A 24,764-nucleotide genomic window follows, 5' to 3' on the forward strand; every position below is an offset into this window, starting at 1 on the left:
CATGAGCCTGCAACTGATCTGGACGGCGGTGGCGGTCTATCTGATCGCGGGGCTGGCGATCGCCTGGCTGTCGCGCAGCGCCGCCACCAATGGCAGCGGCGTCGATATGAGCGGCTACTTCCTCGGCAACCGTCGCATGAACGGCTTCGTTTCGGCGCTCAGCTACAGCGCCACTACCTATAGCGCCTTCATGATGGTGGGGCTGGCGGGGCTGACCTACGCCGGTGGCGTGGGCGCCTTCGGCTTCGAGATCGTCTACTTTGCCGGGGTCTCGCTGGTGGCGATCTTCGGCCCGCGCTTCTGGGCGGTGGGCAAGCGCTTCGGCTATGTCACCCCCAGCGAGATGCTCGGTCACCGCTACGCCGATCGCCGGGTGGCCGTGGTCACCGCGGTGGCCAGCTGCCTGTTCCTGATTCCGTATGCCGCGGTACAGCTCGCCGGGGTCGGCTATCTGCTGGCGGGCATCAGCGGTGGGGCGATCCCGTTCACCACCGGCGTGGTGGTGGCGACGCTGCTGGCGATCCTTTTCTCCTATATCGCCGGCATTCGCTCGGTGATGTGGACCGACTCGCTGCAGGCGCTGTTCATGATCGTCGCTTCCACCCTGGTGGCCCTGCTGGTGGTGCACTCCCTGGGCGGCTTCGCCACGCTGTTCGACACCCTGGCGGCGCAGCACCCGGCGGCGCTGACGGTTCCGGGGCCGGGGCTGTTCAGCCTGACCACCTTCCTCGGGCTGACCATTCCGTGGTTCTTCTTCAGCCTCTCCAACCCGCAGGTGAGCCAACGGCTGTTCATGCCCGCCTCGCTCAAGTCGATGCGTCAGATGCTGATCGGCTTTCTGGTGTTCGGCTTCATCTACACCCTGGTCTCGGTGCTGTGGGGCTTCTCCGCACTGGTCGCCTTCCCCGACCTGAGCCAGTCGGATCTGGCCACGCCGACGCTGCTGGCCTCCAGCCATGTGCCACCGCTGCTCGGGGTGGTGGTGATGGTGGGCATTCTGGCGGCGGCGGTGTCGACCATCGACTCGATCATGCTGACGCTCTCCTCGATGCTCTCGCGGGATGTCTACGCCAACCTCGCCGAGGGCGCCAGCGAGGCGCGCCAGCTGCGTGTCGGCAAGTGGGTGCTGCCGCTCATCGCGGTACTGGCGTTTCTCTTCGCCGAGCTGCAGCTGAGCCTGATCGCGGTGCTGTCGGTGGCCGCTTCCACCGGCCTGGTAGTGATCGTGCCGGCGATCATCGGCGCCTTCTACTGGCGGCGCGGTACCGCCGCTGGGGCGCTGGCCAGCATCCTGATCGGCGGGCTGGCGGTGATCGCGCTCTACCTCAGCGGGGCCAAGCCGCTGGGGCTGCCGCCGGGGATCTGGGCACTGCCGCTGGCGAGTGCGCTGTTCATCGGGGTGAGCCTGCTGAGTCGCGCGCCTAGCGAGCGCGCGCAGGCGTTCCTGGCCGCGGCGAATGGTACGCGCTCATGAGTCGCTGTGGCGTACCCGCGCCGCACGGAGGGCGATCACCAGCAGCAGCAAGACCGCCGGCAGCAGCCACAGGTTGAGCCGCTGCCAGCCGAGCCAGGCATTCAGCGGGCCCGCGGCCAGCGCCGAGAGGCTTGTCAGGGCGAATACCGCGCAGTCGTTGATGGCCTGGACCCGTGGCGCCTCGCCGGCGCGGTAGTGGGTGGTGAGCCAGGCGCTGGCGGGCAGGAAGGTGAAGTTCCAGCCCAGGCCCAGCAGCCCCAGGCCGAGTGTGAAGGCCCACACCGCCGGGGTCAGCCAGGCACACAGCAGACTGGCGAACAGGCACAGCGCGCCGATGGCGATCATCAGCGCATGGCCCAGGCGCCGGGTCAGGCGGCCGGTGATGAACGAGGGCGCGAACATCGCCAGCATATGCCACTGGATGACCCCGGCGACGGCGCCGAAATCGTGCCCGGCGTGGCTCATCGCCAGCGGCGTCGCGGTCATCGCCAGGTTCATCACCGCATAGCCCAGGGCGGCGCAGGCGATCGCCGCAGGCAGCAGCGGCTGGCGCAGCAGCTGGCCCACTGGCCGTGGCGGCGGCAGCGGTTTGGCCCGTGCCGTCACTGGTGCGAAGCGCAGCGTCGCCAGTAGCCCCAGCGCCGCGAGATAGAGCCCCCCGAGACCGAGAAAACTGCCCAGAAAGGGTGTCGCCAGGGCGTCCCGCAGGTGTTCGGCCAGCCAGGGCCCGGCCAGCGCCGCCACCACGCCCCCCGCCATGACCCAACTGAGAGCACTGTCGCGCAACGGCTCGGGGGCCGCTTCGAGCGCCGCGAAACGATAGAGCATGCCGACGCCGATACTCATGCCGATGGCGAAGGTACCTAGATTGAACAGGCCGAAGTGCGCCTGTACCAGCGCCAGCAGACAGGCGGCGATGCCCGCCAGCCCGACCAGATTGCCGAGTACGAAAGTGCGCTTGCGTCCCAGACGCGCGGTCAGCCAGCCGGCGGGCAGTGTGGCAGCGGTCAGCCCGAGCAGTTGCAGCGCCACCGGCAGGGTGCTCCAGTCGGCGCTGGGTGACAGGCGCGCCCCGATCAGGGGCGAGGTAGCGATCAGCAGCACGTTGCCGCTGATCAGCAGCGCCTGACACAGGGTCAGCCCCCACACGGTGGGCGGCAGACGCGGATGACGAGCAGAGGGGGGAGAAGAGAAGCGGGAGGTGGGTCGCATAAGTGTCTCCTGACGCGCGGGCTCTACTGCTAGTCTTCGATACCCGCGCTGGGTCCACAATGACCCCCGTACCACCAAAAACGACCGCGCCTCTCCCCGGACAGAATGCCCACGCTCGCCAGCGGCGATACGGCCTGGGACATGCCTTCGTGACCATTCCTCTGAGATTGTTCGGCGGCGCTGATTCGGCGCTACGGCTACTCGGCCGGTTTATTTGATCGGTGTATTCGGCCGGTTTATTCGACTACAAGGGTATTTCCGTTGCCTATTCCTAGGACTATGATAAATCGCTTATCGATAACACGCTAATCAACGACAGGGCGAATCATGGACGGAGCAATGGGCGGCATCAGGGGCACGGCCGGCGGCGAAGCGATGAGGGTGCCGTTCGCCAGGGAGAGACTGCAAGCCGGTGGGCGGCGCTGGCGGCTGCCGCTGGCGGCAGTGGCGCTGATGGCGGGGGCACCGGCGGCCCAGGCCTACTCGGCCTTCGCCGCGGACTCGCCGCATATGTTCGGTGACTGGGGCGGCCAGCGCACGGCGCTGGAAGCGGCTGGGGTCAGCTTCGACTTCGACTATGTGGGCGAGGCGGCGACCATTCTCGATGGCGGCTACCGTGACAGCCATGTCACCAAGTACGCCGATCAGTTCGCGCTGGGCGCGCATCTCGATCTCGAGCGCCTGCTGAGTATCCCCGATGCCGAGTTCCAGGTGACCCTCACCAACCGCAACGGCCATAGCGTCAACGATCGCCTGAGCGATCCCGGCGCCACGGTGGGCGGCTCCAGCGTGCAGGAGGTCCAGGGGCGCGGCCCGGTCACGCGCCTGACCCAGCTGTGGTATCGCCAGCGCTTCTTCGACGATGCGCTCTCGATCAAGCTGGGGCGCATCCCCTTCGGCGACGATTTCGCCACCATCGATAGCCATTTCCAGAACCTGGCCTTCGGCGGTGCCCAGCCCGGTAACTGGGGCAACGACATCTACAACTGGCCGATCTCCCAGTGGGCGGCGGTGGTCCGCGCCAATCTTGCCGCCGACTGGTACGTCCAGGCCGGCGTGTTCAATCTCAACGACAGCAACCTCGACAACGGCCACGGCCTGGACCTGCACCACAGCGGCACTCAGGGGACGATGTACCCCATCGAGCTGGGCTTTACGCCCACGGTCGACGGCATGGCCGGCAGCTACAAGCTCGGCTTCTATACCCACGACGTCGACAATCGCGCCTATGGCGATGGCCCCGCGACGCGTACCAGCGATACCAACAACGGGCTCTACTACGTGGCCCAGCAGCGGGTGACGACCCGCGGCGGCGACGCCAAGCGCGGCCTGACGCTGTTCAGCATGGGCAACGTCAACCATGGCGACACCGCGGGGATCGATCGCTATCTCTCGGTCGGCGCGACCTACCAGGGGCCGTTCGATGCCCGCCCCCAGGACGACGCCGGGATCGGGCTGGCGTATCTGCATGTCAACGACGACGTCAACGACTACATCGACTACTACAACGCGACCCCCGCCGGCTCGCTCACGCCGCTGCCGCGCCAGGGCCACGAGTACGACGCCGAGCTCTACTACAGCGTCAATCTGACCGGCTATCTGAGCCTGCGGCCCAACCTGCAGTATGTGGTTTCGCCCTCGGCGGTGGATTCGGTCGATAACGCTTGGGTGTTGGGGACCACGGTTCAGGTCAGCTTCTAGGCACTGCATGAAAAGTACTGCGCTCGCCCATGCGGCGTTAAAAATCGGCTGGATCGCCAGCCCGGTCAAAAATGCTCATTTACACTCCGTAAACTGGAGCGCCAGCCCGGTCCGTTTTCGCCGATTTTTGCCTTGCCTGGCCTTCGCTCGTCGGCTTTTCACACGGCACCTCGGCTGTTACGTGAACTGCCTTTTACGAGGCCTGGCTGCGCTCACCGGGGCCGAAGCGGGCGCGATAGAGGCTCGGCGGTAGGCCGTAGTGGCGCTGGAACAGCCGCCGGAGCTGCTCGCCGCCGCCCAGCCGGCAGTGCTCGGCGATACGCGGCAGCGGTGCCGCGCTCTCGGCCAGCAGGCGCCGCGCCTCCTCCAGCCGCAGGCGGGTGAGGAAGTCCCCTGGGGTCATCCCCAACTGGCGCCGGAACAGGCGCTGGAAGTGGCGCGGGGTCACCGCCATGCGCGCGGCCAGCGTCTCGGTGTCCCACGCCGCCAGCGGGTCGCCGAGTACCACATCGACGACCTGGCGCAGGCGCCCGTGGCTGTCGAGCTGACAGCGCAGGCCTTCGCTGAACTGGGCCTGATCGCCGGGTCGGTGCAGGAACATCACCAGCTCCCGCGCCACCTGGCCGGCCAGCGCCTCGCCCTGGTCAGCGGCGACCAGGGCGAGGGCCAGGTCGATCCCCGCGGTGATGCCGGCACTGGTGTGGATACCGCCGCTGCAGAGATAGAGTGCCTCGGCACGTACCTGAATGGTGGGGAACTCGGCGGCCAGCCGCGCAGCATGGCGCCAGTGGGTGGTGGCCTGGCGCCCGTCGAGCAACCCCGCCCGGGCCAGGGCGAAGGCGCCGGTGCAGATCGAGCCGACCCTCGGGGTGCGCGCGGCGCGGGCGGCCAGCGTATCCAGCGTGGTGGGGCTCAGTCGATGCACGCCATGTCCACCGGCGATCAGCAGCGTGTCGCCAGCGGGGGTGGCGTCGAGGGCGTGGGTCGCGATCAGCGTCATGCCGCCGTTGGTGACCACGGGCCCGGGCTCGTCGGCGAGCAGGCGCAGCCGATAGCGCGGCTCGCCGGCAGCCTCGTTGGCGCTGGCGAACACCTGCCATGGGCCGCTGGCATCCAGTAGCTGGCAGTCGGGATAGATGAACAGATCGAGCGTATGGGTCATCGACGGCTCCCGGCGGTGAATGCCCAGTCTCCTTTGTCGCCGCGATGTCGGCAATGACGAATGGCCCACCGAAAGCGACACCCGATGTGAGCGACACTCTGTGTTCTCACCGGCTTCCGAGATGATGGCTCGAAGCGTAACCGCCTGGGATGGCGGGCATAACGAACCGCCGGGAGCGGTTTTCAACGTCGCGCAGCGACGGCCCGGAGGGTGTCCGCCAGGGATGGCGGGCACAAAAAAAGCCGCCGGGGCTTAGCCGGCGGCAAAGTACGCAGGAACAGTTATGAGCAGCGGTCAGGCGAGGTCGAAGCGGTCCAGGTTCATCACCTTGGTCCAGGCGGCGGCGAAGTCGTGGACGAACTTCTCCTGGGCATCTTCGCTGGCGTAGACCTCGGCCAGCGCCCGCAGCACCGAGTGCGAGCCGAAGATCAGATCGTTGCGGGTGGCGGTGTAGGTCAGGCTACCGTCGCTGCGCGAGTGGCCCTCGAACAGCTCGGCCTCGGCATCGACTGCCGTCCACTCCGTGCCCATGTCGAGCAGGTTGACGAAGAAGTCATTGCTGAGCACACCGGGGCGCTGGGTGAACACGCCGTGGTCGGCGCCGTCGTGGTTGGTGCCGAGCACCCGCAGGCCGCCGATCAGCACGGTCAGCTCCGGTGCGGTCAGGGTCAACTGCTGGGCCTTGTCGATCAGCAGCGTCTCGGTGGGCACGTTGAGCTTGCCGCGCTTGTAGTTGCGGAAACCATCGGCCAGCGGCTCCATCACGCTGAAGGCGTGGATGTCGGTCTGCGCCTGGCTGGCATCGACCCGGCCCGGGGCGAACGGCAGGCTGAGCGAGATACCGGCCGCCTTGGCCGCCTGCTCGACGCCGACATTACCGGCCAGCACGATCACGTCGGCCAGCGAGGCCTTGCCGGAGGCTGCCTGGATCGCCTGCAGCTTGGGCAGAACGCCGGCGGCAATGCGATTGACCGCCCAATCCTTCTGCGGGGCCAGAGCCAGGCGTGCGCCGTTGGCGCCGCCGCGCTTGTCACCACCGCGGAAGGTCGAGGCCGCGGCCCAGGCGGTGCCGACCAGCTCGGCCACCGACAGCCCGGCGTCGGCGATCTGCTGCTTGAGCGCGTCGATGTCCGCAGCGGTCGGCTGGTGACTCGGGGCCGGCAGCGGGTCCTGCCAGACCAGCTCTTCCTGCGGGACTTCCGGGCCGAGATAGCGCGCCTTGGGCCCCATGTCGCGGTGGGTCAGCTTGAACCAGGCGCGGGCGAAGGCGTCGGCGAACGCCTGCGGATCTTCGAGGAAGCGCCGGGAGATCTTCTCGAACTCGGGGTCGAAGCGCAGCGTCAGATCCGTGGTGAGCATGGTCGGCTTGCGTTTCTTGGCCGGGTCGAACGGGTCCGGGATCGACGCCTCGGCATCCTTGGCTTCCCACTGGATCGCACCGGCGGGACTGCGGGTCTGCTCCCATTCGTAGTTGAACAGGTTCTCGAAGAAGTAGTGGCTCCAGCGCGTCGGCGTCTGGGTCCAGACCACCTCGATCCCGGAGGTGGTGGCGTCGGCACCCACACCGCTACCGTGGGCGTTGTGCCAGCCGAAGCCCTGGGACTCCAGCGGTGCGGCTTCCGGATCGGCGCCGATGGCCTCGGAGGGGCCGGCACCGTGGGTCTTGCCGAGGGTATGGCCGCCGGCGATCAGGGCCACGATCTCCTCGTCGTCCATCGCCATGTTGCCGAAGGTGGCGCGAATCGCCGGCGCCGCCGAGAGCGGATCGCCGCTGGCGTTGGGGCCTTCGGGGTTGACGTAGATCAGCCCCATCTCGGTGGCGGCAAGGGGGTTGTTGGCCAGGGTCGCCGGATCGCGATGGGTCAGCCACGCCTTCTCGTCACCCCAGTTGACGTCGAGATCGGGTTCCCACACGTCCTCGCGGCCGCCGGCGAAGCCGAAGGTCCGAAATCCGGAGGACTCCAGCGCCACGTTGCCGGCGAGCACGATGAGATCGGCCCAGGAGATGTGCTGGCCATACTTGCGCTTGACCGGCCACAGCAGGCGACGCGCCTTGTCGAGGCTGACGTTGTCGGGCCAGCTGTTGAGCGGGGCGAAGCGCTGCTGGCCGCGTCCGGCGCCGCCGCGGCCGTCGACCAGACGATAGGTGCCGGCGCTGTGCCACGCCATGCGGATGAAAAGGCCGATATAGGAGCCCCAGTCCGCCGGCCACCAGGCCTGGGATTCGGTCAGGGTCTTCTCGATATCGGCCTTGAGCGCGGCGTAGTCGAGCTTGGCGAACGCCTCGCGGTAATCGAAATCGCCATCCAGCGGGTTGGAGCGCTCGGAGTGCTGGTTGAGCAGGTCGACGCGCAGCTGGTTCGGCCACCAGTCACGGTTGCTGGTGCCGCCACCGGCCGCCTGGGTGGTACCGCCGCCGTCGCTGACGGTGGTCCCGGACTGGCCGGAAAACGGACACTTGGATTCGGCTTGTTGTGACATCGCTTCTCTCACCTCTCTGGTCTTGTCGGTCGCGCTATCGCTGCCCGGCGTGGTCGTCGCCGCCGCTGTGCCTCGGCTCGGGCTGACGTCGAGATTACGATGGCTAATTCGATAACAGAAATTAAATACTGAAACGGTGTCGATAACCTTTGCCTATGGGAAATGGCCTGACGCGTCTCCGATTGGGCTGGGCGCCGGCTGCGGTTATGCTGGGCGGGCCCGCTTTCCACCGGAGTTTCGTCATGTCCCTGCCCGCCGACTGGTTCCCCTCTCAGCCGATCCCGGAAGCGCTGAGCGCTGCCCATGCCCAGGTGCTGAGTGCGCTGGAGGCTGCCTATGCGCAGGGTGATGCGGCCTGCCGCGAGGCCTGGCTGGGCCTCGACGAGGACCAGCGGCGCACGCTGGTACGCACCTGCCTGCTCTCCGAGTTCTTCCGCGAGGGGCTGTGCGCGCATCCCGAACGCCTGGTCGAGTGGCTGGACAGCGGCGAGCTCGAAGCGCCGCTGTCGCCAGCGGCACTGATGCAGACGCTCGCCACGCAGTTGGCGGCTGCGGCGGACGAGAACGCGCTGCACGCCGCGCTGCGCCGGTTCCGCCAGGCGCGCATGCTGGCGATCGTATGGCGTGACCTCGCCGGGGCCGAGATGTGGCAGACCGCGCAGGCGGTCTCGCATCTGGCCGAAACCTGTCTGGAAGGAGCGCTCAAGTGGCTCGAGCAGCACTACGCGGCACGTTGGGGTACCCCACAGGCGTGCGCCGACGGCACCCCGCAGCGGCTGGTGGTGCTGGGCATGGGCAAGCTCGGCGCCGGTGAACTCAATCTCTCCTCGGACATCGATCTGATCTTCGCCTTTCCCGAGAAGGGCACCACCCAGGGCGGTGAGCGCGCCTACGATCACCAGCAGTACTTCACCAAGCTGGGGCAGAAGCTGATCGCGGCACTCGACGTGATCACCGCCGACGGTTTCGCCTTCCGGGTCGACATGCGCCTGCGTCCGCTGGGCGACGGCGGGCCGCTGGTCGGCAGTTTCAATACGCTCACCGCCTACTATCAGGATCAGGGGCGCGAGTGGGAGCGCTACGCCATGCTCAAGGCGCGCCCGGTCGCCGGCGACCGCGAGGCGGGGCAGGCGCTGCTGGCGTCGCTGTCACCGTTCATCTATCGCAAGTATCTCGACTTCGGGGCGATCGAGTCGCTGCGCGAGATGAAGGCGATGATCCACCGTGAGGTGAAGCGGCTGGGACGCGACGACAACATCAAGCTGGGCCGCGGCGGTATTCGCGAGGTGGAGTTCGTGGTCCAGGCGTTCCAGCTGATCCGCGGCGGCCGCGATACCGAACTGCAGGTGACCTCGCTGCGCCTGGCCTTGACGCGGCTGGTCGAGCTGGAGCTGCTGCCGCCGGCGGTGGTCGACGAGCTGCGCGACGACTACGTCTTCCTGCGCGATCTGGAACATGCGCTGCAGGCGCGCCACGACCGCCAGACCCAGCAGCTGCCGGAAGACGCCGAAGCGTGTGCGGCGCTGGCCATGGCCATGAACCTGGCCGATTGGACGGCGCTGCGGGCCGCGCTCGACGCCTGCCGTGAGCGTGTGCGGGGCCACTTCGACGCGGTGGTGGCTGACCCTCAGGAGGAGCCGGACGCCGACGAGGAGATGCCGGATCAGGCGCAACTCGAGCGCTGGAGCCAGCTCTGGCGCCACGAGCTGGACGAGTCCCAGGCCCAGCAGATGTTGGAGGCGGCCGGTTTCACGCTGCCTGATGCCTGGCGCCGGCTCAAGGCATTCCGCGACTCGCGCGGAGTGCAGGCGATGCAGCGGATCGGCTTCGAGCGCCTCGAAGCGGTGATGCCGCTGCTGCTCGAGGCTCTGGCCGAGAGCGCCACCCCGACCACCGCGCTGGAGCGCGTACTGCCGCTGATCGAAGGGGTGCTGCGGCGCACCGCCTATCTCTCGCTGCTGCGCGAAAATCCCCAGGTGCTGCCGGGGCTGATCCGGCTGTGTGCCGCCAGCCCGTGGATCGCCGAGCAGCTGGCGCGCCACCCGATTCTGCTCGACGAGCTGCTGACGCCGGACACCCTCTACTCGCCTGCCGACAAGGCGCGCCTGGCCGACGAACTGCGTCAGACCCTGGCGCGGATTCCCGAAGAGGACGAGGAGAGCTGGCTCGACGCCCTGCGTGTGTTCAAGCAGACCCAGGTGCTGCGGGTCGCCGCCTCGGACATCGCCGGGGCACGGGTGCTGATGAAGGTCAGTGACTATCTCACTGCGATTGCCGAAGTGATCCTCGACAGCGTGCTGCAGCGCGCCTGGCGCTCGCTCACCGCGCGCTACGGGGAGCCGCGCCCGCGGGAGGGGGCGGAGAAGGCCGAATTCCTGATCGTCGGCTACGGCAAGCTCGGCGGCATCGAGCTGGGCTACGGCTCGGATCTGGATCTGGTGTTCCTCTACGACGCCGCGCCCCAGGGCGCCACGGATGGCGCCAAGCCGATCGACAACGTGGTCTTCTTCACCCGGCTCGGCCAGCGCATCATCCATCTGCTCACGGCGACCACCCCCAGCGGCACGCTCTACGAAGTCGACATGCGTCTGCGGCCCTCGGGCAATGCCGGGCTGCTGGTCTCCTCGCTCGACGCCTTCGCCGACTACCAGCGGCGCGAGGCCTGGACCTGGGAGCACCAGGCGCTGGTGCGGGCGCGGCCGGTGGCCGGGGATGCGGCGCTGGCATCGGCCTTCGAGGGGATACGTCGTGAGGTGCTGGGGCGCGAGCGCGACCTCGCCGAGCTGCGTCGGGCGGTGGCCGAGATGCGCGCCAAGATGCGCCAGCACCTGGGCAGCGCAGCGGGGGAGGCCGACACCTTCAACCTCAAGCAGGACGCCGGCGGTCTGGTCGATATCGAGTTTCTGAACCAGTACGCGGTGCTGGCCTGGTCCAGTGCCACCCCGGCGCTGCTGGAGGTCACCGACAACATGCGCCTGCTGGACGCCCTGGCACAGAGTGAGCGCCTGCCCGAGCAAGAGGTGCGTGAGCTGCAGGCGGCCTACCTGGCCTACCGTGACGCCAGCCATCGTGCCGCCCTGGCCAAGACCGGCAGCGACGTACCGGCGGCCGATTTCGGCACCGAGCGGGCCCGAGTCCAGGCGGCATGGGCGGCATGGATCGAGACGGAGGGCGCTGCGGAGGGGGGATACCGCGCCGCGAGTGAGGCGCCTGGCGGAGCAGGGCGATAGCAGGCTAAGTTTTTTTGCCGACCTTTAAGGAAAACAGCGTTTGATTAAGATATGATTAAATGCTGATGATACCTGTTACTGCCCTGCGCCCTGGAGCGACCCCCATGGTTTCTCTCTCCCTCACCCCTGAACTTGCCCACGGCAACGACCGGGCGGTCTATCGGCACCCCGCCGAGGCCGGACGCTGCATCAAGGTACCGCGCTTCCCCGACCGCGGCAGCCACCAGAACGAGCGCGAGAAGAGCTACTTCGAGGGGCTCAAGCGGCGCGGCGTACACGACTGGCGCTACGTGCCGGAGTACTTCGGCACGGTCACCACCGATCTCGGCGAGGGGCTGGTCTTCGGTCTGGTCACCGATGCCGATGGCTCGCTGTCGCTCAATATTCGCCAGTTCCAGCAGCGTGGCGATGCCGACTGGTTGTCGACCCAGGCCTTCGTCGACGAGCTCGAGCGGCTCTACCGCTATCTGCGCGACAACTGGATCGTGCCCTCGGACATCAACGATCGTAACGTGGTGTGCCAGCGGCGCGCCGACGGCAGTATCCGGCTGTGGCTGATCGACGGTGTCTCCAACCCCGATTTCATGCCCCTGGCCAATGTCTGGCCGTGGTTCGCGCGGCAGAAGATAGACCGCCGCATGCAGCGCTTCTATCGCCGGCTGCATGAGTACGGCTTCATTTCCCGGGCGCAGCGGGATTCGCTGTTGGCGAGCCTATCCTAGGCTTTGTGCGAGCCTATAGTCATGTCGACGATATCTTTGAGGAGCGCGACTGTCGCTGATTATCCGCGCCTTATCGAGGTGTGGGAGGCGTCGGTACGCACAACCCATGACTTTCTGGCCGAGCAAGATTTGCAGGCGTTGAAACCGCTGATTTTCAATCAGTATCTTGACGCGGTGTGCTTGACGCTAGCCTGCAGTGAGCAAGGCGACATCACCGGCTTTTCGGGCGTGGCTGACGACAATATCGAGATGTTGTTCATCGCGCCCGACTACCGGGGGCAAGGCATCGGGACGCGGTTACTGAGACAGGCGATCGATCAGCAGGGCGCGACGAGCGTCGATGTCAATGAGCAGAACCACGCGGCGCTGAGCTTTTATCGAGCTCGAGGCTTCGGCATAGGCGGCCGCTCGCCGTTGGATGGTCAGGGCAAGCCCTATCCGCTACTGCATCTGCAATTGAACGCCTGATTCAGCGGTCGGGAAATCTCAGCCAAAGCAGCCGACAGGCTCGAGGATTCGGCATCGGGCACCCGATAAAACGCCCTCCGCATGGAGGGCGTTTTGCGTTCCGGTGTTCGGAGCGGCTCAGCTCGGCTGGCGCGGATCACGGCCGATAGGGTGCGGCTCGTTGCGCGCCTTGGCCAGCTCGATCTGGCGCTGACGCTCGCGCGCGCCGGCACGGGTCTTCTCGGGCAGCGAATCCCAGCAGTGCGGACAGCTGATCCCCGGGACGTAATGCTCGGATTCCTGATCCTCGGCGGAGATCGGCATGCGGCAGGCGTGGCACTGGGCGTACTCGCCCTCGCTCAGGTCGTGGCGCACCGTGACCCGGTTGTCGAACACGAAGCAGTCGCCGCGCCAGCGCGTCTGCGCTTCCGGCACCTTCTCCAGATAGTTGAGAATCCCGCCCCTGAGGTGGAAGACCTCCTCGAAGCCCTCGCCCAGCATGAAGCTCGACGCCTTCTCGCAGCGGATGCCGCCAGTGCAGAACATCGCTACCTTCTTGTGCCGGCTGGGATCGTAGTGCTGGCGCACATAGTCGGGAAACTCACGAAACGACTTGGTCTGCGGGTCCACCGCGCCCTCGAAGCTGCCGATCGCCACTTCGTAGTCGTTGCGGGTATCGATCACCAGCACCTCGGGATCGTCGATCAGATCGTTCCAGGCTTCCGGTTCGACATAGGTGCCGACACATGCATTGGGATCGACGCCATCCACCCCCAGGGTGACGATCTCGCGCTTGAGCTTGACCTTGGTGCGGTAGAAGGGCTGCGTGTCGCAGTAGGACTCCTTGTGCTCGAGCGCCGCCAGGCGTGGGTCGCGCTTGAGCCAGGCGAGCAATGCATCGATCCCCGCGCGGCTGCCGGAGACGGTGCCGTTGATGCCTTCGGCGGCGAGCAGCAGGGTGCCCCTGACGTCGAGACGCTGCATTTCGGCGAGCAGCGGTTCGCGCAGGGCTTCGAAGTCGTCGAGCGTGACGAAGCGATACAACGCCGCGACCACGATCGGTCGATCGGTAGAGGACATGCGATAACTCCTGGTAGTCGCCCACGTAAAGGGCGGACCGGGTCGTGAAGGGGTGGCGCGGATGGCAGGCCAGCGCGACACCGGAATGAACGCCGCGCATTTTACGCCGCTGATCGGTGAGGTCCAGCGGTGCGGCTCACTCGGGGCCGAAGAACAGCACCCAGGTCGAGAAGTCGGCGGAGAAGGTGTCGAAGCGATGCGGCATGCCCTTGGGCACGAAGAGCACGTCGCCGACGCTCGCTGCCAGCCGCTCGCCATCACGGTTCAGCACGGCGCTGCCACTGGCGATCAGATAGAGCTCGTCGCGCGCATGGGGTGTCTGGGTGTCGATATCGCGGGGAGAGAACAGCTCCAGGACCAATTCGTGGCGGGCGAAGACCTCCACGAACGGGCGCTCCGCCGCGGCCAGCCGGGCGGCGATCTCGGCCCAGGGTAGGTGGGGCGGTTGCTTCGGACTCCGATCAGTGGCGTTCATCGCTCTCCTCCATGCCACTCAGGCAGCGTGCCGTGGCCTCGTCGAGGCCACGCTCTTCGACCAGGCCGCGCTGAATCGCCGCGCGCTCGGCATCGGGTTTGTGTTGGCTCGCCTTGCGCTGGCCTTCGAGCCGCTCGATGCGCAGCTCGATCCCGACGATGCCGCGACACATGCCGTCGATATAGGCCGCCGGCGCATCGTCGATCGACCAGGGGTGGGCGCGATCTCTTTCGAAGTGGTTGGTCAAGGCGGCCACGGTGTTGCGCAGCCAGCTCGCGTCGTCGATCAGGCGTAGCGTGCCGTGGGCGTGGACGACCTGATAGTTCCAGGTCGGCACCACGCGGCCGTGCTCTTGCTTGGCCGGATACCAGCTCGGTGTGATGTAGGCCTGGGGGCCGTGGAAGATCGCCAGCGCCGGGCGGGGCGTGGCGCCGGCGAGCAGCGGGTTGGCTCGCGCGATGTGGCCACGCAGCACGCCTAGAGGCGCGCCCTCGCACTCGGGCTCCCGCAGCAGCGGCAGATGGTCGGCCAGCCAGCCATCGGCATCCTGGGTGATCAGGGTGGCGAAGGGGGCGTGCGCCATGGCCTGTGCCAGGGCGTCGCCGTCTTCGAGCCGAAAGGGGGCAGGGCGATGCATGCTCAGGCCCCCGCGGATGTGTCAGGCAGCGGGCGGTGGGTCGCCAGTGGCTGACGCTGGGCCCCCGCGGCGGTGAAGTTGTCCGGGTCGAGCCACTGCCGGTGCGCGGCGTGAAGCGCGGGCCATTCATGATCGACCACCGAGAACCAGGCGGTATCGCGGTTACGCCCCTGAACCACCCGGTGCTGGCGGAAGATCCCCTCGAAGCGAAAGCCGAGCCGCTCGGCTGCCCGGCGCGAGGGGGTATTGAGGGCGTCGCACTTCCACTCGAGGCGCCGATAGCCCAGGGCGAAGGCATGCGCCATCAGCAGCATCAGTGCTTCGCTGGAGAGCCGGCTGCGGGCCATGCGCGGCGAGAAGTTGAGATGGCCGATCTCGATCCGGCCGTCGTCGGGCACGATGTTGAGATAGGTGGCCATGCCCACGGCCTGGCCATCCTGGGGATCGATGATCGCGTAGCACCAGGGATCCTGGCCCGCACTCATCGTCCGCAGCCAGCCCTGACAGCCGGTCTCGTCGGCGAACGGGCGGCCGCCGAGATAGGTCCAGCGCGCTTCGCCCTCGCGGTCATCGGCGAGCGCCGGATCGGGATGGCGCCACGCCTGCCACAGCGACGCCGCGTGTTGCTGCGCGTCGAGCGGCTCGAGCCGGCAGTAGCGCCCCGTCAGCACGGCGTGGTCGGGGCGGCGCGCAGGTTGCCAGGCGGCCACCGGTAGACCGATCGGCTGGCCGTGGCGGTTCTCGGTGCAGGAGGGCGACATTGTGGGGACTCTCCTCAGCAGCCGCAGGCAGCGAGCTTGGCGGCGGCCAGGGAGCCGGGCTCTGGGCCGCTGGCGATGGGGTGCCCGTCGCGCTGCCAGAAGTCCAGGCCGCCCAGCAGCTCCTTGACCGTGAAGCCCGCCGTGGCCAGCTTCAGCGTGCCCCAGGTCGAGCCGTTGCAGCCGATCCCATCGCAGTAGCAGACGTAGACCCGATCCCGCGCCAGCGCTGCCAGGCTCGTGTCGCTCATCTCGACGTGCGGCAGGCTGATGGCCCCGGGGATGTGCCCGGCCAGGTAGTGCGACCGCGAGCGGGTATCGATCACCACCAGCGTCTCGATGGCGTTGGCGAGATCCTGGGCCAGATCCCAGGCATCGGTGTGCAGGCCGAGCTTGTCGCGCATGGCCGCAGCGGAGATCGCGGGCTCCGGGGGCGGGACTTCCAGCACCCGGGAGGTCGCTGGGGGCGTCGTGATGTCGTTCATGGCCGTGTCTCTCCGTCGGCAGGGTATCCGGTGTTCAGCAGTTGGTATGCGACAGTCCGTATTCAACAGTCCGTATTCAACAAATAAGTGAAGAACGCCTCGTCCCGCTGCCAGCCGAGGTCGTGGTAGCGCGACTGCGCGGTGTGGTTCTCGACCTGGGTCCGCAGCATCAGCTGGGTCACGCCATGGTCACGGGCAAGCTGGCGTGCCGCGCGCAGCAGATCGCTGCCCATCCCCTGGCCGCGCGCCTCAGGGTCGACGAACAGGTCGTTGAGTATCCAGCGGATCGCCAGGCTGGTGGTCGAAGGCACCGGGAACAGCTGCACGAAGCCGCGGGCGCGGCCATGGGTATCGCGCGCCAGCAGCAAATGGGCGTCGCCCTTGGCGAAGCGCTGGGCGAGAAAGGCGCGGGCGCCCTCCAGGTCGCCGGGCTGGCGATAGAAGCGTCGGTAGGCGTCGACCAGGGGCGTCAGCTCGGGGATCTCCGCGGCGGTGGCGAGATCAATCGAGGTCGAGAAGGCGAACGTTGGCATGCTGCGGCTCCGGGCAGTGACTTGAACGGAGTGTGGCGGCATAGTGGTTCCTTGGTAAGAGCCAGTTATGCCCAGAGTGAGGGAACCAATGTCCGCATCCCAGGCGCATCAGCTGTGGATCATCGAAGCGCTCGGCTTGAAGCTCGCCGGGTCTGCGCCTCACACCGATTCACCCGTCGCGGCACAAGGCGTGTCGTCGCTCTCCTCGCCCACCCTGGGCCAGCGGCTCTACTCGGCGCTGCGCGAGGCGATCCAGGACGGCGCGCTGGCGCCGGGCAGTCAGTTGCCGGCCTCGCGGCGGCTGGCGGCGGCGTTGGGGGTCGGGCGCAATACGGTGCTGGGGGCGGTGGAGCGTCTCGTGGCCGAGGGCTTTCTACAGGCGCAACCGGGCTCGGGGGTGTTCGTCGCCGAGTGGCAGTCACCGCCGCCGTTGCCCGCTTGCCGCGAGGTCGAGGCGCCGCCGCCACTCTCCGCCCGCGGCACCCGCATTCTCGATTTCGACCGCACCCTGAGTGGCCGCCATAGCGCTTTCGCGCCCGGTGTCCCGGCGCTGGACCGTTTCCCGCGGGAGCGCTGGCAGCGGCTGCTGCGGCGGCACCAGCAGCGCGCGCCGACGGCGTGGTTCGACTATCAGAGCCAGGGCGGGGTGAGCGCGCTGCGCGATGCGCTGTGCGACTACCTGCGGCTGTCGCGCTCGGTGCGCTGCCACCCCGGGCAGATCCTGATCACCCAGGGCGCCCAGCAGGGGTTCGAGCTGGTGGCCAGGCTGCTGGCGGATGTCGGCGATACGCTGTGGATGGAGGAGCCCGGCTATGGCGGGGCGCAATCCTGCTTCGTCTCGGCCGGGCTCGCGCTAGAACCGGTGCCGGTCGACGCCGAGGGGATGAACGTGGCGGCGCTGCCGGCGCAGACCCCCGCGCCGCGACTGATCTACGTGACACCGTCGCACCAGTACCCCTGCGGGGTGACGCTGCCGCTGGCCCGGCGCATGGCGCTGCTGGCACTGGCTCGGCGCCACCGGGCCTGGATCATCGAAGACGACTATGACAGCGAGTTCCGCTACGCCAGTGCGCCGATCGCTTCGCTGCAGGGGCTGATCGAGGCGTCACCGGTGATCTATGTGGGCACCTTCAGCAAGGTGCTCTATCCGGGCATGCGGCTGGGCTATCTGGTGCTGCCGGAGGCGCTGGTCGAGCCGTTCCGGCGCGCCAACGCGCGGCTGCACCGGGAAGGGCAGTACCTGGTACAGGCGGCACTGGCCGACTTCATCCACGAAGGGCACTTCGCGCGCCATGTGGCGCAGATGCGTGAATGCTATCGGCACCGCCAGGCCGCGCTGCGCGAAGCGTTGGCGCCGGCGGTGGCACGCGGCCTGGTGCTGTCGGCGGGGCAGGCGGGCATGCATCTGGTGGCGCGGCTCGACACCCTCGCCGAGGAGCGCGCCCTGGTCGAGCAGGCCGCGGCGGCAGACATTCTGCTCTCGCCGCTGTCGCACTATTATCTGCGACCGCCCGTCGAGGCGGGGCTGGTACTCGGCTACGCCGGGGCGACGCCGGCCGAGATCGCGCGGGCGGGTGGGTGGTTGGCCCAGCGCTGGTTGGCCCTGCGCGGGGAGGCCTGACGCCCCGGCTGCGATGAGGTGCCAACGCCGATTCAGGCGTCGGCGTCGGCGTCGGCGTCGCCGGCGTCATCCTCGCTCGGGCCCGGGCGGGCACGGGCACCCTTGGCGGAGGTGTCGCGACGCTTCTCGTAATCCTGCGCCTCCTTGCCCGGCGTCTCGTCGCTCCGTGTCTCCTTGCCTGTCGCGCGGCCTCTTGTCGTGCCAGACGACGCACGCTCGCCGTGGCGTGCATCATCCGTCTGGCCCCGTTCACTTTCAGGCTGACGGTCAGGCTGACGGTCACTCTCATGCTCTTGCTCTGTCGCCGACGCCGCGTCGGCGTCGGCGTCGCGGCGTATGCCGACGCCCTCGGGCAGATAGAGCCGGGAGGCGGGCAGGGCCAGCTCGGCGCCGCGCGCCTCGATGATGTCACGCACCTTGAGCAGGATCTCCTGCTTGATCTCGTGGAAGCGCTGCCAGTCGGTCTCGCGGGTGAAGGCGTAGAGCATGATCTCCAGCGCGTACTGGCCGAAGGTGGTGAAGTTGACCGTGATCAGCTCGTTCTGGTCGATTTCGTCGTGGTGCTTGAGCAGCTGGCGGATATCGCCGGTGATCGCCTCGATGGCGCCGGCATCCTGATAGCGCAGACCTACGGTCTCCCACAGCCTGCGGTTGACCATGCGCGTGGGGGTCTCCACCGAAATCTGGCTGAACCAAGCGTTGGGCACGTAGAGCGGCGGCCCGGCGAATGTGCGAATGGTGGTCAGACGCCAGCCGATGTCCTCGACCATGCCTTCGATCTCGCGGTCGGGGGAGCGAATCCAGTCGCCGACCACGAACGGCTTGTCCAGGTGAACCACCATGCCGCCGAAGAAGTTGGCCATGACGTCGCGGGCAGCGAAGCCGATCACCAGGCCGCCGAAGCCGCCCATGGCGAGGATGCTCGACATCGACACGCCCAGAATCTGCAGCCCGATCAGGATCAGGGTGACGATCAGTACCGCGCCGACGATCTTGGTCAGCGCCGACGCCGAGGTCTGGTCGACCGGCCGCGCGCGGCAGTTGACCGGCGGGAACACCAGGCGTTGCTCGAGCCGCCGGATCAGGCGGATGCCGCTCCAGGCCAGCAGCAGCAGGGTGATCAGGGCGCCGCTCTTGAACAGGAAACCGGTGAGCTCGGTCACCCCGAGGTGCGAACCGATCACCCCGGCGCTGATCATCAGCGCGCTGATCCAGATCCACCAGCGCAGTGGCAGTCGCAGGGCGTGCAGGAAAGGATCGTCCCAGCGCCGCGGCGAGCGCACCAGGCGCTGCTCCAGCCGGCCGAGCACGAAGTAGAGCACCAGGTCGATGACCGCGGCGAGGATCACGATGGCGGCCGGCAGCAGGATCCATCCGGGCAGGCCGAGCCAGTCGCCCAGCCGCTGCTGCAGGTGCGCCAGGGTCTGTGTCGAGAGCGTCTGTGTCGCGTCGTCCAGAGTCTTCATCTGCCTGCTGTATCTGCCATCGTGTCTGCCGGCCAGGGCCTCATGGGGCCAGGGCGGGGCGGCGTCGGGTAACGAGTAAGCAGCCTAGTCGCGCCTTGGCCCGCCTGCCAGCTCGCCATCTGCCGCTGGCAGGGTCGCTGACCGGGCCGTTGGTATGGTCGCGCCTGGGCTCAGGGGTGGCAGCAGCGCTTGGCCTTCTTGCCGCTGCCGCAGGGGCAGGGGGCGTTGCGCTGGGGGCTTGCGCTGGCGGGTGCAGGGTCGATCTCACCGTCCAGATAGCGCCAGCGCCCCTGGCGGCGGCGGAAGCGCGAGCGCTCGTGAAGCATGGCCTGCTTGGCACCCGGTGCCGGATTCAGCGGACGGTAGTACGCCTTGAACGTCACCGTGCCCTGACTGCCGCGGGCGCTGCTCTCGATGATCTCCAGGCCCAGCCAGTCGCAGTCGCGCTGGTCGAGCAGCTCGGGGGTCAGCGCCTTGTCACGGGTATCCGGGTCCCAGGTGTGATACAGGTGGTATCCCAGGTTGCCGAGTGCAAAGGCTGAGTAACGCGAACGCATCAGTGCCTCGGGCGTGGCCGGCAGGGTCTCACCGAGATGATGCGGCTGGCAGCAGTCGGCGTAGTTGCGGCCGCTGCCACAGGGGCAGGGCGACGTCGCGGGCGGCGTGGTCTGGGACATGGCGGCATCCTGGCGGGTTCGATGGGCGAATCGGGGGCCTGTCGAGACGCTGAGCGTCAGAGGTGCCGGGCCCTCGAGGCGCATGCTGCAGGCCTCCGACAACTTCATTCGCTGCGCCGCCTCCTGCTGCGGAAACGACACGATGTCGCGGTCGCGATGGGAATCTCGACGGACCCTGAGCTATTATTTGTCGCAAAACGTTAATGCGGCGCTGAACTTGGAGATGGCTTGTGGTAAAAAGCGCGTCTTGATCAATGCTCCGGAGCCAGTCACTCGACTTGCAGGTCGATTGCCCATGTTTCTCGACGAGTTTCATTCTACCGACGCCGGCCACTTTTGCATCTCTGCGGAGCAGGCCAGCCGGTTCGCCCGCGAAATCGCCGGCGATTACAATCCGATCCACGACCCCTGTGCGCGGCGCTTCTGCGTGCCCGGCGATCTGCTGTTCGCACTGGTGCTGTCGCACTACGGGCTGTCGCAGCGGATGACCTTCCACTTCTGTGGCATGGTCGGCGACCGCGTGCCGCTGCACTTCGTCGAGGATGGTGCCGGCACGGTGAGCGTCGAGGACGCCGCCGGCAAGCAGTACCTGCGCGTCGAGCGCGAGGGCTGGACGCTGCGCGACCCGGCCACGGTGGAGACGTTTACCCGGCGTTACGTGGCGTTTTCCGGGCGCAACTTCCCGCACTATCTGAAGCCGCTGCTCGAAGACAAGGGGGTCATGTTCAACCCCCAGCGTCCGCTGGTGATCTACGACAGCATGGGCTTCAGCCTCGAAGATCACGACCCCTGCGATCTCGATCTCGAATTCGCCGGGGCCGAGCTCGACGTCAAGGGCAAGCGCGGCGAGGCACTGCTGGAGTTTCGCATGCGCTGCCAGGGGCGCGCGGTGGGTACCGGCTCCAAGAAGCTGGTGATCAGCGGCTTGCAAGCCTACGACGCGGAGAAGATGGAGACCTTCGTCACCAACTTCACCCAGCTCAAGGCCGCCAACCCCTGCTCTGCCTGACGGGTGGGGCCTGCCTGATCTAGGCCGCGTGGCACTGGTCGAGTGAGGCGGCTCGGGCGGTGCAGCGCTGTCCCGAGCCTGTCGACGTCGGCTGACGCGTGCGCGGCACCGACATCCTCGTCGTCATCGTCTGCGGATGGCCCATGAAACAGCATGTCTCTCCCTTTCAGCTCTTCGTGCTGGCAATCTCGTTCTACGTACTCGCGGCGCTGTTCGCGAGCGCCTTCCTGCACCTGCCACCGGAGATCGAGCGGCTGATCGGCTACCTCGACTATCTGGTCTGCGTGGTCTTCTTCATCGATTTCTGTCTGCGCTTCTACCGCGCGCCGAGCAAGTGGCGCTACATGCGCTGGGGCTGGCTCGATCTGCTCTCGTGTATCCCTGCCGGCTGGTTCCAGGCGGCGCGGCTGGCGCGTGTGGTGCAGGTGCTGCGGGTGCTGCGCGCGCTGCGTTCGATGGAGCTGATCTGGCAGCTGCTGTTTCGCAACCGCGCCGAAGGTGTGCTTGCCTCCGTCGCCACGGCGACCGTGCTGCTGGTGGTGGTGAGTGCGGTGACGGTGCTGCTGGTCGAGGCCCCCGATCCGCACAGTCCGATCAATACGGCCGAGGATGCGCTGTGGTGGGCGATCGTTACGGTGACCACCGTGGGCTACGGCGACTACTACCCGGTGACCACCCTAGGGAGGATCGTCGCTGTCCTGCTGATGGTCTGTGGCGTGGGTCTGTTCGGGAGTTTCGCGGCCTATGTCAGCTCGCTGTTCGTCGAGGATCAGGGGGAGTCAGAGTCGCGCCAGCACAAGGCCAACCGGCGCATGATGCGCCACATGATCGAACAGGTCAGTGAGCTGCAGACGGAGATCGAGGCGCTGCGCGCCGAGCTGCGCACGCATCGCCAGGAGCTGGAGACGCATCATGTACCTGTCGAGGCGGCCAGAGAGAGTGCCGGTCCAGCGCACGACGCTCAATCAGCGCAAGATGTTCAATCAGCGCAAGATACACCGTCAGGGGAGGATGCGTTCCCGGGGCCGAAACGGCGATGATGTTGGGAGGCGGGCGTTGTGTTGCGTGTGAAATATAAGGGTGCTAATCTATTCCCTATCGAATGAAGCACTGATTGCACATTCCTTGGTAGTCGTCGTTCGAGTCGCGTCTGAGACGCATCTCCTAGGTAACACCCCGCCTCGCCCGCGCATCCCCCCTCTTGCGCGGGCTTTTTTTGGTCTGAAGGGTGCCCGCCAGTCTTGAATGGAGCACTTCGGGGCGGCGTATCAGCCGGCGTCGAAGCCGCTCAGCACATTGACCACATTGACCCCGATCTCCTCCACGGCATAGCCACCTTCGAGCAGGAACACCGTAGGCAGGCCGGTGCGCTTGAGCAGGCCGCCGTAGTCGCTGAAGTCATCGCTTTCGAGGGTGAACGAGCTGATCGGATCCTGGGCGAAGGTATCGACCCCCAGGGAGACGATCAGCAACTCGGCGCCGAACGTCTGGATACGCGCCAGGGCGTCCTCCAGCGCCTGGCGCCAGCGCGGGTAGCCGGTGCCCGGCGGCAGCGGGTAGTTGAGGGTGAAGCCGGCGCCGCGGCCGCTGCCGGTCTCGTCGGCATAGCCCAGGTAGTAGGGGAACTCCAGCGCCGGATCGCCATGGATCGAGGCGAACAGCACGTCGTCGCGGGTGTAGAAGATCTCCTGGGTGCCGTTGCCGTGGTGGAAGTCGACATCGAGGATGGCGACCCGCGCGACACCGCGGTCACGGGCGTGCTGGGCAGCGATCGCTGCATTGTTGAAGAAGCAGTAGCCGCCGAACTGATCGCGGGCGGCGTGGTGGCCGGGGGGGCGGCACAGTCCGAAGGCGCCGCCGCCGTGGGCGAGCACCTGGTCGGTGGCGGCCAGCGCGATATCCTTGCTCGCCAGCGCGGCACGGAAGGTGCCGGCGCAGACCGAGGTTTCCGCCGCCAGGGCGTAGTAGCCGAGACGCCCCTCGAGATTGTCGGGAATACGGTCGCCGCGCAGGGTGCGCGCCGGCCAGATGCTGGGGATCGGCTCTCCGCCGTGGCCTTCGGCCTGCCAGTTGTCCCACAGGTTCTCCAGGAACTCGACATAATCGGCGTCATGGATCTCGAGCACACCCGCCAGCCCGCGGCGTTCCGGGTCGCGCACCTCGCCAAGGGCCGCGGCGCGAATCCGAGCGAGAATGATCTCCACCCGTTCGGGGCACTCGAACGGGGTCACCAACTGGCCGCCGTGGAGTTCGCTGCGGGGATGGCGGAGCTGGGTGTCGGCGGTATGGAAGGTCAGCATGGGGGCTCCTGTGGACGGATGACGACGCGGCAGATGCCAAAAAAGGGTGCCGGTCGCGGGCGAGCGGCGTGCCCAGCATAACCTGTGTGGGCTCGGGCGTGCGGGGCGCTGAGGTCACGTCGGCCGCGCGACAAAGCGTCGCTGCCAGCCGCCAGGCGCTGGGCAGGGGCGTGTGAGGGGATTACAATCGCGCCCCCAATCGTCAGACAGCACCCGGCGTACACCTGCTGGCTCCCTAGCCCGGTGTCGTGGGGTCGTCGCCATCGCCATGGATCTTGATATGAGTGAGTTGCCCCCCTGCCCGCAGTGCGCCTCGACCTACACTTACGCCGACATGAACCTCTATGTCTGCCCCGAGTGTGGTCACGAATGGTCCGGCGAAGCCGAGGCGGAGAGCGCCGGCGATACCCCCGCGATCGTGGATGCCAATGGTACGCCGCTGGCCGATGGCGACAGCGTCACCGTGATCAAGGACCTCAAGGTCAAGGGTTCCTCGCTGGTGGTGAAAGTGGGGACCAAGGTCAAGAGTATTCGCCTGGTCGACGGCGACCACGACATCGACTGCAAGATCGATGGCATCGGTGCCATGAAGCTCAAGTCGGAATTCGTCAAGAAGGCGTGAGACGAGGCCAGTCGCTGCCGCTCGCCGTGATAGGCTGGATACGAAAACGGCCTACGCTCGCGGACTTTCCGTACCAACCCTAGGGTTGGGGGCGTCGCACCGCTAACGTCTTCAGGAATCTCAGATGCCCTCGTCACTGCCCGTGCTGCGCCGCCTGCGCCCCGACTCCCCCCATCTCGAGACGCTGGCGCGCTGGACCTACACCGCCTGGGGGGCGCGCTACCCGGAGGAGAGCTGGCCGCAGTGGCGTGATGACATGCGGCGACAGTGCGGGGAGCAGGGCGTGCCCTCGGTGTTCGTCGCGCTCGCCGAGGAGGCGGGGCGTGAGATCCCGGTGGGCACCGCCAGCCTCACCGCCAGCGATCTGGATACGCGCCCCGAGCTGACGCCGTGGCTGGCGTCGGTGTTCGTGCCGTCGGCGTGGCGCGGACGGGGGATTGCCTCAGCGCTGGTCGAGCGCGTGGCCGAGGAAGCGCGCGCGGCGGGCTGCTCCGGCTGCTATCTCTATACCCCCGACCAGCAGGCGCTTTATGCTCGCCTGGGCTGGCAGACTCAGGAAGAACTCGACTACCGCGGTGAGCGGGTCACCCTGATGTGGCGTGGTTGGTCTGCGTGAGCGCAGCGACGCCCTGGTGACAGGCCGCCGCTGCGCTGCCCGATCATGGTAGGGGG

Annotated in this window: 22 protein-coding genes; 10 read left to right on the forward strand and 12 right to left on the reverse strand. The window is 67.4% G+C overall.

All coding sequences use genetic code 11. The features are described 5' to 3' along the window. Position 1 precedes the first annotated feature (1 nt). Entirely contained in the window at positions 2 to 1,474 is a 1,473-nt protein-coding gene (locus tag DOM66_RS13775) for a sodium:solute symporter family protein (protein ID WP_110674928.1), read from the forward strand. On the opposite strand, the gene DOM66_RS13780 is transcribed toward DOM66_RS13775, so the two are convergent. Then, positions 1,469 to 2,686, reverse strand: a complete 1,218-nt coding sequence (locus DOM66_RS13780) for an MFS transporter (RefSeq protein WP_245392445.1) — start codon at positions 2,684 to 2,686, stop codon at positions 1,469 to 1,471. The genes DOM66_RS13775 and DOM66_RS13780 overlap by 6 nt on opposite strands. 327 nt (positions 2,687 to 3,013) lie before the next feature. On the opposite strand from DOM66_RS13780, the gene DOM66_RS13785 reads away from it, so the two are divergent. Then, positions 3,014 to 4,387: a carbohydrate porin gene (locus DOM66_RS13785; RefSeq protein ID WP_198651744.1), complete on the forward strand. Its 1,374-nt coding sequence runs from the start codon at positions 3,014 to 3,016 to the stop codon at positions 4,385 to 4,387. Positions 4,388 to 4,580: 193 nt separating this feature from the next. On the opposite strand, the gene DOM66_RS13790 is transcribed toward DOM66_RS13785, so the two are convergent. Further along, positions 4,581 to 5,549 (reverse strand): GlxA family transcriptional regulator, encoded by a 969-nt coding sequence (locus DOM66_RS13790; RefSeq protein WP_110674927.1) that lies wholly within the window; start codon positions 5,547 to 5,549, stop codon positions 4,581 to 4,583. Between the two features lie 294 nt (positions 5,550 to 5,843). Further along, positions 5,844 to 8,030 (reverse strand): catalase/peroxidase HPI, encoded by a 2,187-nt coding sequence (katG, locus tag DOM66_RS13795; RefSeq protein WP_110674926.1) that lies wholly within the window; start codon positions 8,028 to 8,030, stop codon positions 5,844 to 5,846. A gap of 242 nt (positions 8,031 to 8,272) precedes the next feature. On the opposite strand from katG, the gene glnE reads away from it, so the two are divergent. The 3 genes from glnE to DOM66_RS13810 all read left to right on the forward strand — a co-directional run bounded on the left by glnE (position 8,273) and on the right by DOM66_RS13810 (position 12,450). Further along, entirely contained in the window at positions 8,273 to 11,260 is a 2,988-nt protein-coding gene (glnE, locus tag DOM66_RS13800) for a bifunctional [glutamate--ammonia ligase]-adenylyl-L-tyrosine phosphorylase/[glutamate--ammonia-ligase] adenylyltransferase (protein ID WP_110690580.1), read from the forward strand. A 104-nt stretch (positions 11,261 to 11,364) separates the two neighbouring features. Beyond that, the gene (locus tag DOM66_RS13805; protein ID WP_157958806.1) at positions 11,365 to 11,982 is read left to right on the forward strand and encodes a YrbL family protein; all 618 of its coding nucleotides are present in this window, start codon (positions 11,365 to 11,367) and stop codon (positions 11,980 to 11,982) included. Between the two features lie 21 nt (positions 11,983 to 12,003). Then, entirely contained in the window at positions 12,004 to 12,450 is a 447-nt protein-coding gene (locus DOM66_RS13810) for an acetyltransferase (RefSeq protein ID WP_110690581.1), read from the forward strand. Positions 12,451 to 12,567: 117 nt separating this feature from the next. Here the strand turns inward: DOM66_RS13810 and trhO are convergent, their stop codons facing one another. The 6 genes from trhO to DOM66_RS13840 all read right to left on the reverse strand — a co-directional run bounded on the left by trhO (position 12,568) and on the right by DOM66_RS13840 (position 16,397). After that, complete coding sequence (gene trhO, locus DOM66_RS13815; protein WP_110690582.1) at positions 12,568 to 13,509, reverse strand: oxygen-dependent tRNA uridine(34) hydroxylase TrhO; 942 nt, start codon at positions 13,507 to 13,509, stop codon at positions 12,568 to 12,570. 136 nt (positions 13,510 to 13,645) lie between these two features. Further along, a complete protein-coding gene (locus tag DOM66_RS13820) occupies positions 13,646 to 13,984 on the reverse strand; it encodes a cupin domain-containing protein (RefSeq protein ID WP_110690583.1) in 339 nt (112 codons plus the stop codon). Next, the gene (locus tag DOM66_RS13825) at positions 13,971 to 14,621 is read right to left on the reverse strand and encodes an FMN-binding negative transcriptional regulator (RefSeq protein WP_110690584.1); all 651 of its coding nucleotides are present in this window, start codon (positions 14,619 to 14,621) and stop codon (positions 13,971 to 13,973) included. The genes DOM66_RS13820 and DOM66_RS13825 overlap by 14 nt, the downstream gene beginning before the upstream one ends. A 2-nt stretch (positions 14,622 to 14,623) precedes the next feature. Next, a complete protein-coding gene (locus tag DOM66_RS13830) occupies positions 14,624 to 15,382 on the reverse strand; it encodes a GNAT family N-acetyltransferase (RefSeq protein WP_110690585.1) in 759 nt (252 codons plus the stop codon). Positions 15,383 to 15,396: 14 nt separating this feature from the next. Continuing rightward, positions 15,397 to 15,864 (reverse strand): rhodanese-like domain-containing protein, encoded by a 468-nt coding sequence (locus DOM66_RS13835; protein ID WP_110690586.1) that lies wholly within the window; start codon positions 15,862 to 15,864, stop codon positions 15,397 to 15,399. 62 nt (positions 15,865 to 15,926) lie between these two features. Further along, entirely contained in the window at positions 15,927 to 16,397 is a 471-nt protein-coding gene (locus DOM66_RS13840; RefSeq protein ID WP_110690587.1) for a GNAT family N-acetyltransferase, read from the reverse strand. Positions 16,398 to 16,485: 88 nt separating this feature from the next. Here DOM66_RS13840 and pdxR point away from each other — a divergent pair, with 88 nt between their 5' ends. Further along, entirely contained in the window at positions 16,486 to 18,018 is a 1,533-nt protein-coding gene (gene pdxR, locus DOM66_RS13845; RefSeq protein WP_110690588.1) for a MocR-like pyridoxine biosynthesis transcription factor PdxR, read from the forward strand. Positions 18,019 to 18,050: 32 nt separating this feature from the next. Here pdxR and DOM66_RS13850 read toward each other — a convergent pair whose 3' ends face one another. Together DOM66_RS13850 and DOM66_RS13855 are read right to left on the reverse strand one after the other, a co-directional pair. After that, a complete protein-coding gene (locus tag DOM66_RS13850) occupies positions 18,051 to 19,484 on the reverse strand; it encodes a mechanosensitive ion channel family protein (RefSeq protein ID WP_110690589.1) in 1,434 nt (477 codons plus the stop codon). 170 nt (positions 19,485 to 19,654) lie between these two features. Continuing rightward, positions 19,655 to 20,161 carry a YchJ family protein gene (locus DOM66_RS13855; RefSeq protein ID WP_110690719.1) on the reverse strand — a complete coding sequence of 169 codons (507 nt, stop codon included), beginning with the start codon at positions 20,159 to 20,161 and terminating at the stop codon, positions 19,655 to 19,657. A gap of 295 nt (positions 20,162 to 20,456) precedes the next feature. Here DOM66_RS13855 and DOM66_RS13860 point away from each other — a divergent pair, with 295 nt between their 5' ends. Both DOM66_RS13860 and DOM66_RS13865 read left to right on the forward strand, forming a co-directional pair. Further along, positions 20,457 to 21,170 (forward strand): DUF3581 family protein, encoded by a 714-nt coding sequence (locus DOM66_RS13860; protein ID WP_035474140.1) that lies wholly within the window; start codon positions 20,457 to 20,459, stop codon positions 21,168 to 21,170. A 143-nt stretch (positions 21,171 to 21,313) separates the two neighbouring features. Then, on the forward strand, positions 21,314 to 22,210 hold the full coding sequence (locus DOM66_RS13865; RefSeq protein WP_110690590.1) for an ion transporter: 897 nt from the start codon (positions 21,314 to 21,316) through the stop codon (positions 22,208 to 22,210). Positions 22,211 to 22,438: 228 nt separating this feature from the next. On the opposite strand, the gene DOM66_RS13870 is transcribed toward DOM66_RS13865, so the two are convergent. Beyond that, on the reverse strand, positions 22,439 to 23,470 hold the full coding sequence (locus DOM66_RS13870; RefSeq protein WP_110690591.1) for a histone deacetylase family protein: 1,032 nt from the start codon (positions 23,468 to 23,470) through the stop codon (positions 22,439 to 22,441). Positions 23,471 to 23,750: 280 nt separating this feature from the next. On the opposite strand from DOM66_RS13870, the gene DOM66_RS13875 reads away from it, so the two are divergent. Together DOM66_RS13875 and DOM66_RS13880 are read left to right on the forward strand one after the other, a co-directional pair. Continuing rightward, the gene (locus tag DOM66_RS13875) at positions 23,751 to 24,092 is read left to right on the forward strand and encodes a zinc ribbon domain-containing protein YjdM (protein WP_110674912.1); all 342 of its coding nucleotides are present in this window, start codon (positions 23,751 to 23,753) and stop codon (positions 24,090 to 24,092) included. A gap of 124 nt (positions 24,093 to 24,216) precedes the next feature. Beyond that, positions 24,217 to 24,708, forward strand: coding sequence for a GNAT family N-acetyltransferase (locus tag DOM66_RS13880; protein ID WP_110690592.1), 492 nt, complete (start codon positions 24,217 to 24,219; stop codon positions 24,706 to 24,708). Positions 24,709 to 24,764: the final 56 nt, after the last annotated feature.

It is taken from the genome of Salinicola endophyticus, from assembly GCF_003206575.1.
Taxonomy (GTDB): Bacteria; Pseudomonadota; Gammaproteobacteria; order Pseudomonadales; family Halomonadaceae; genus Salinicola; species Salinicola endophyticus.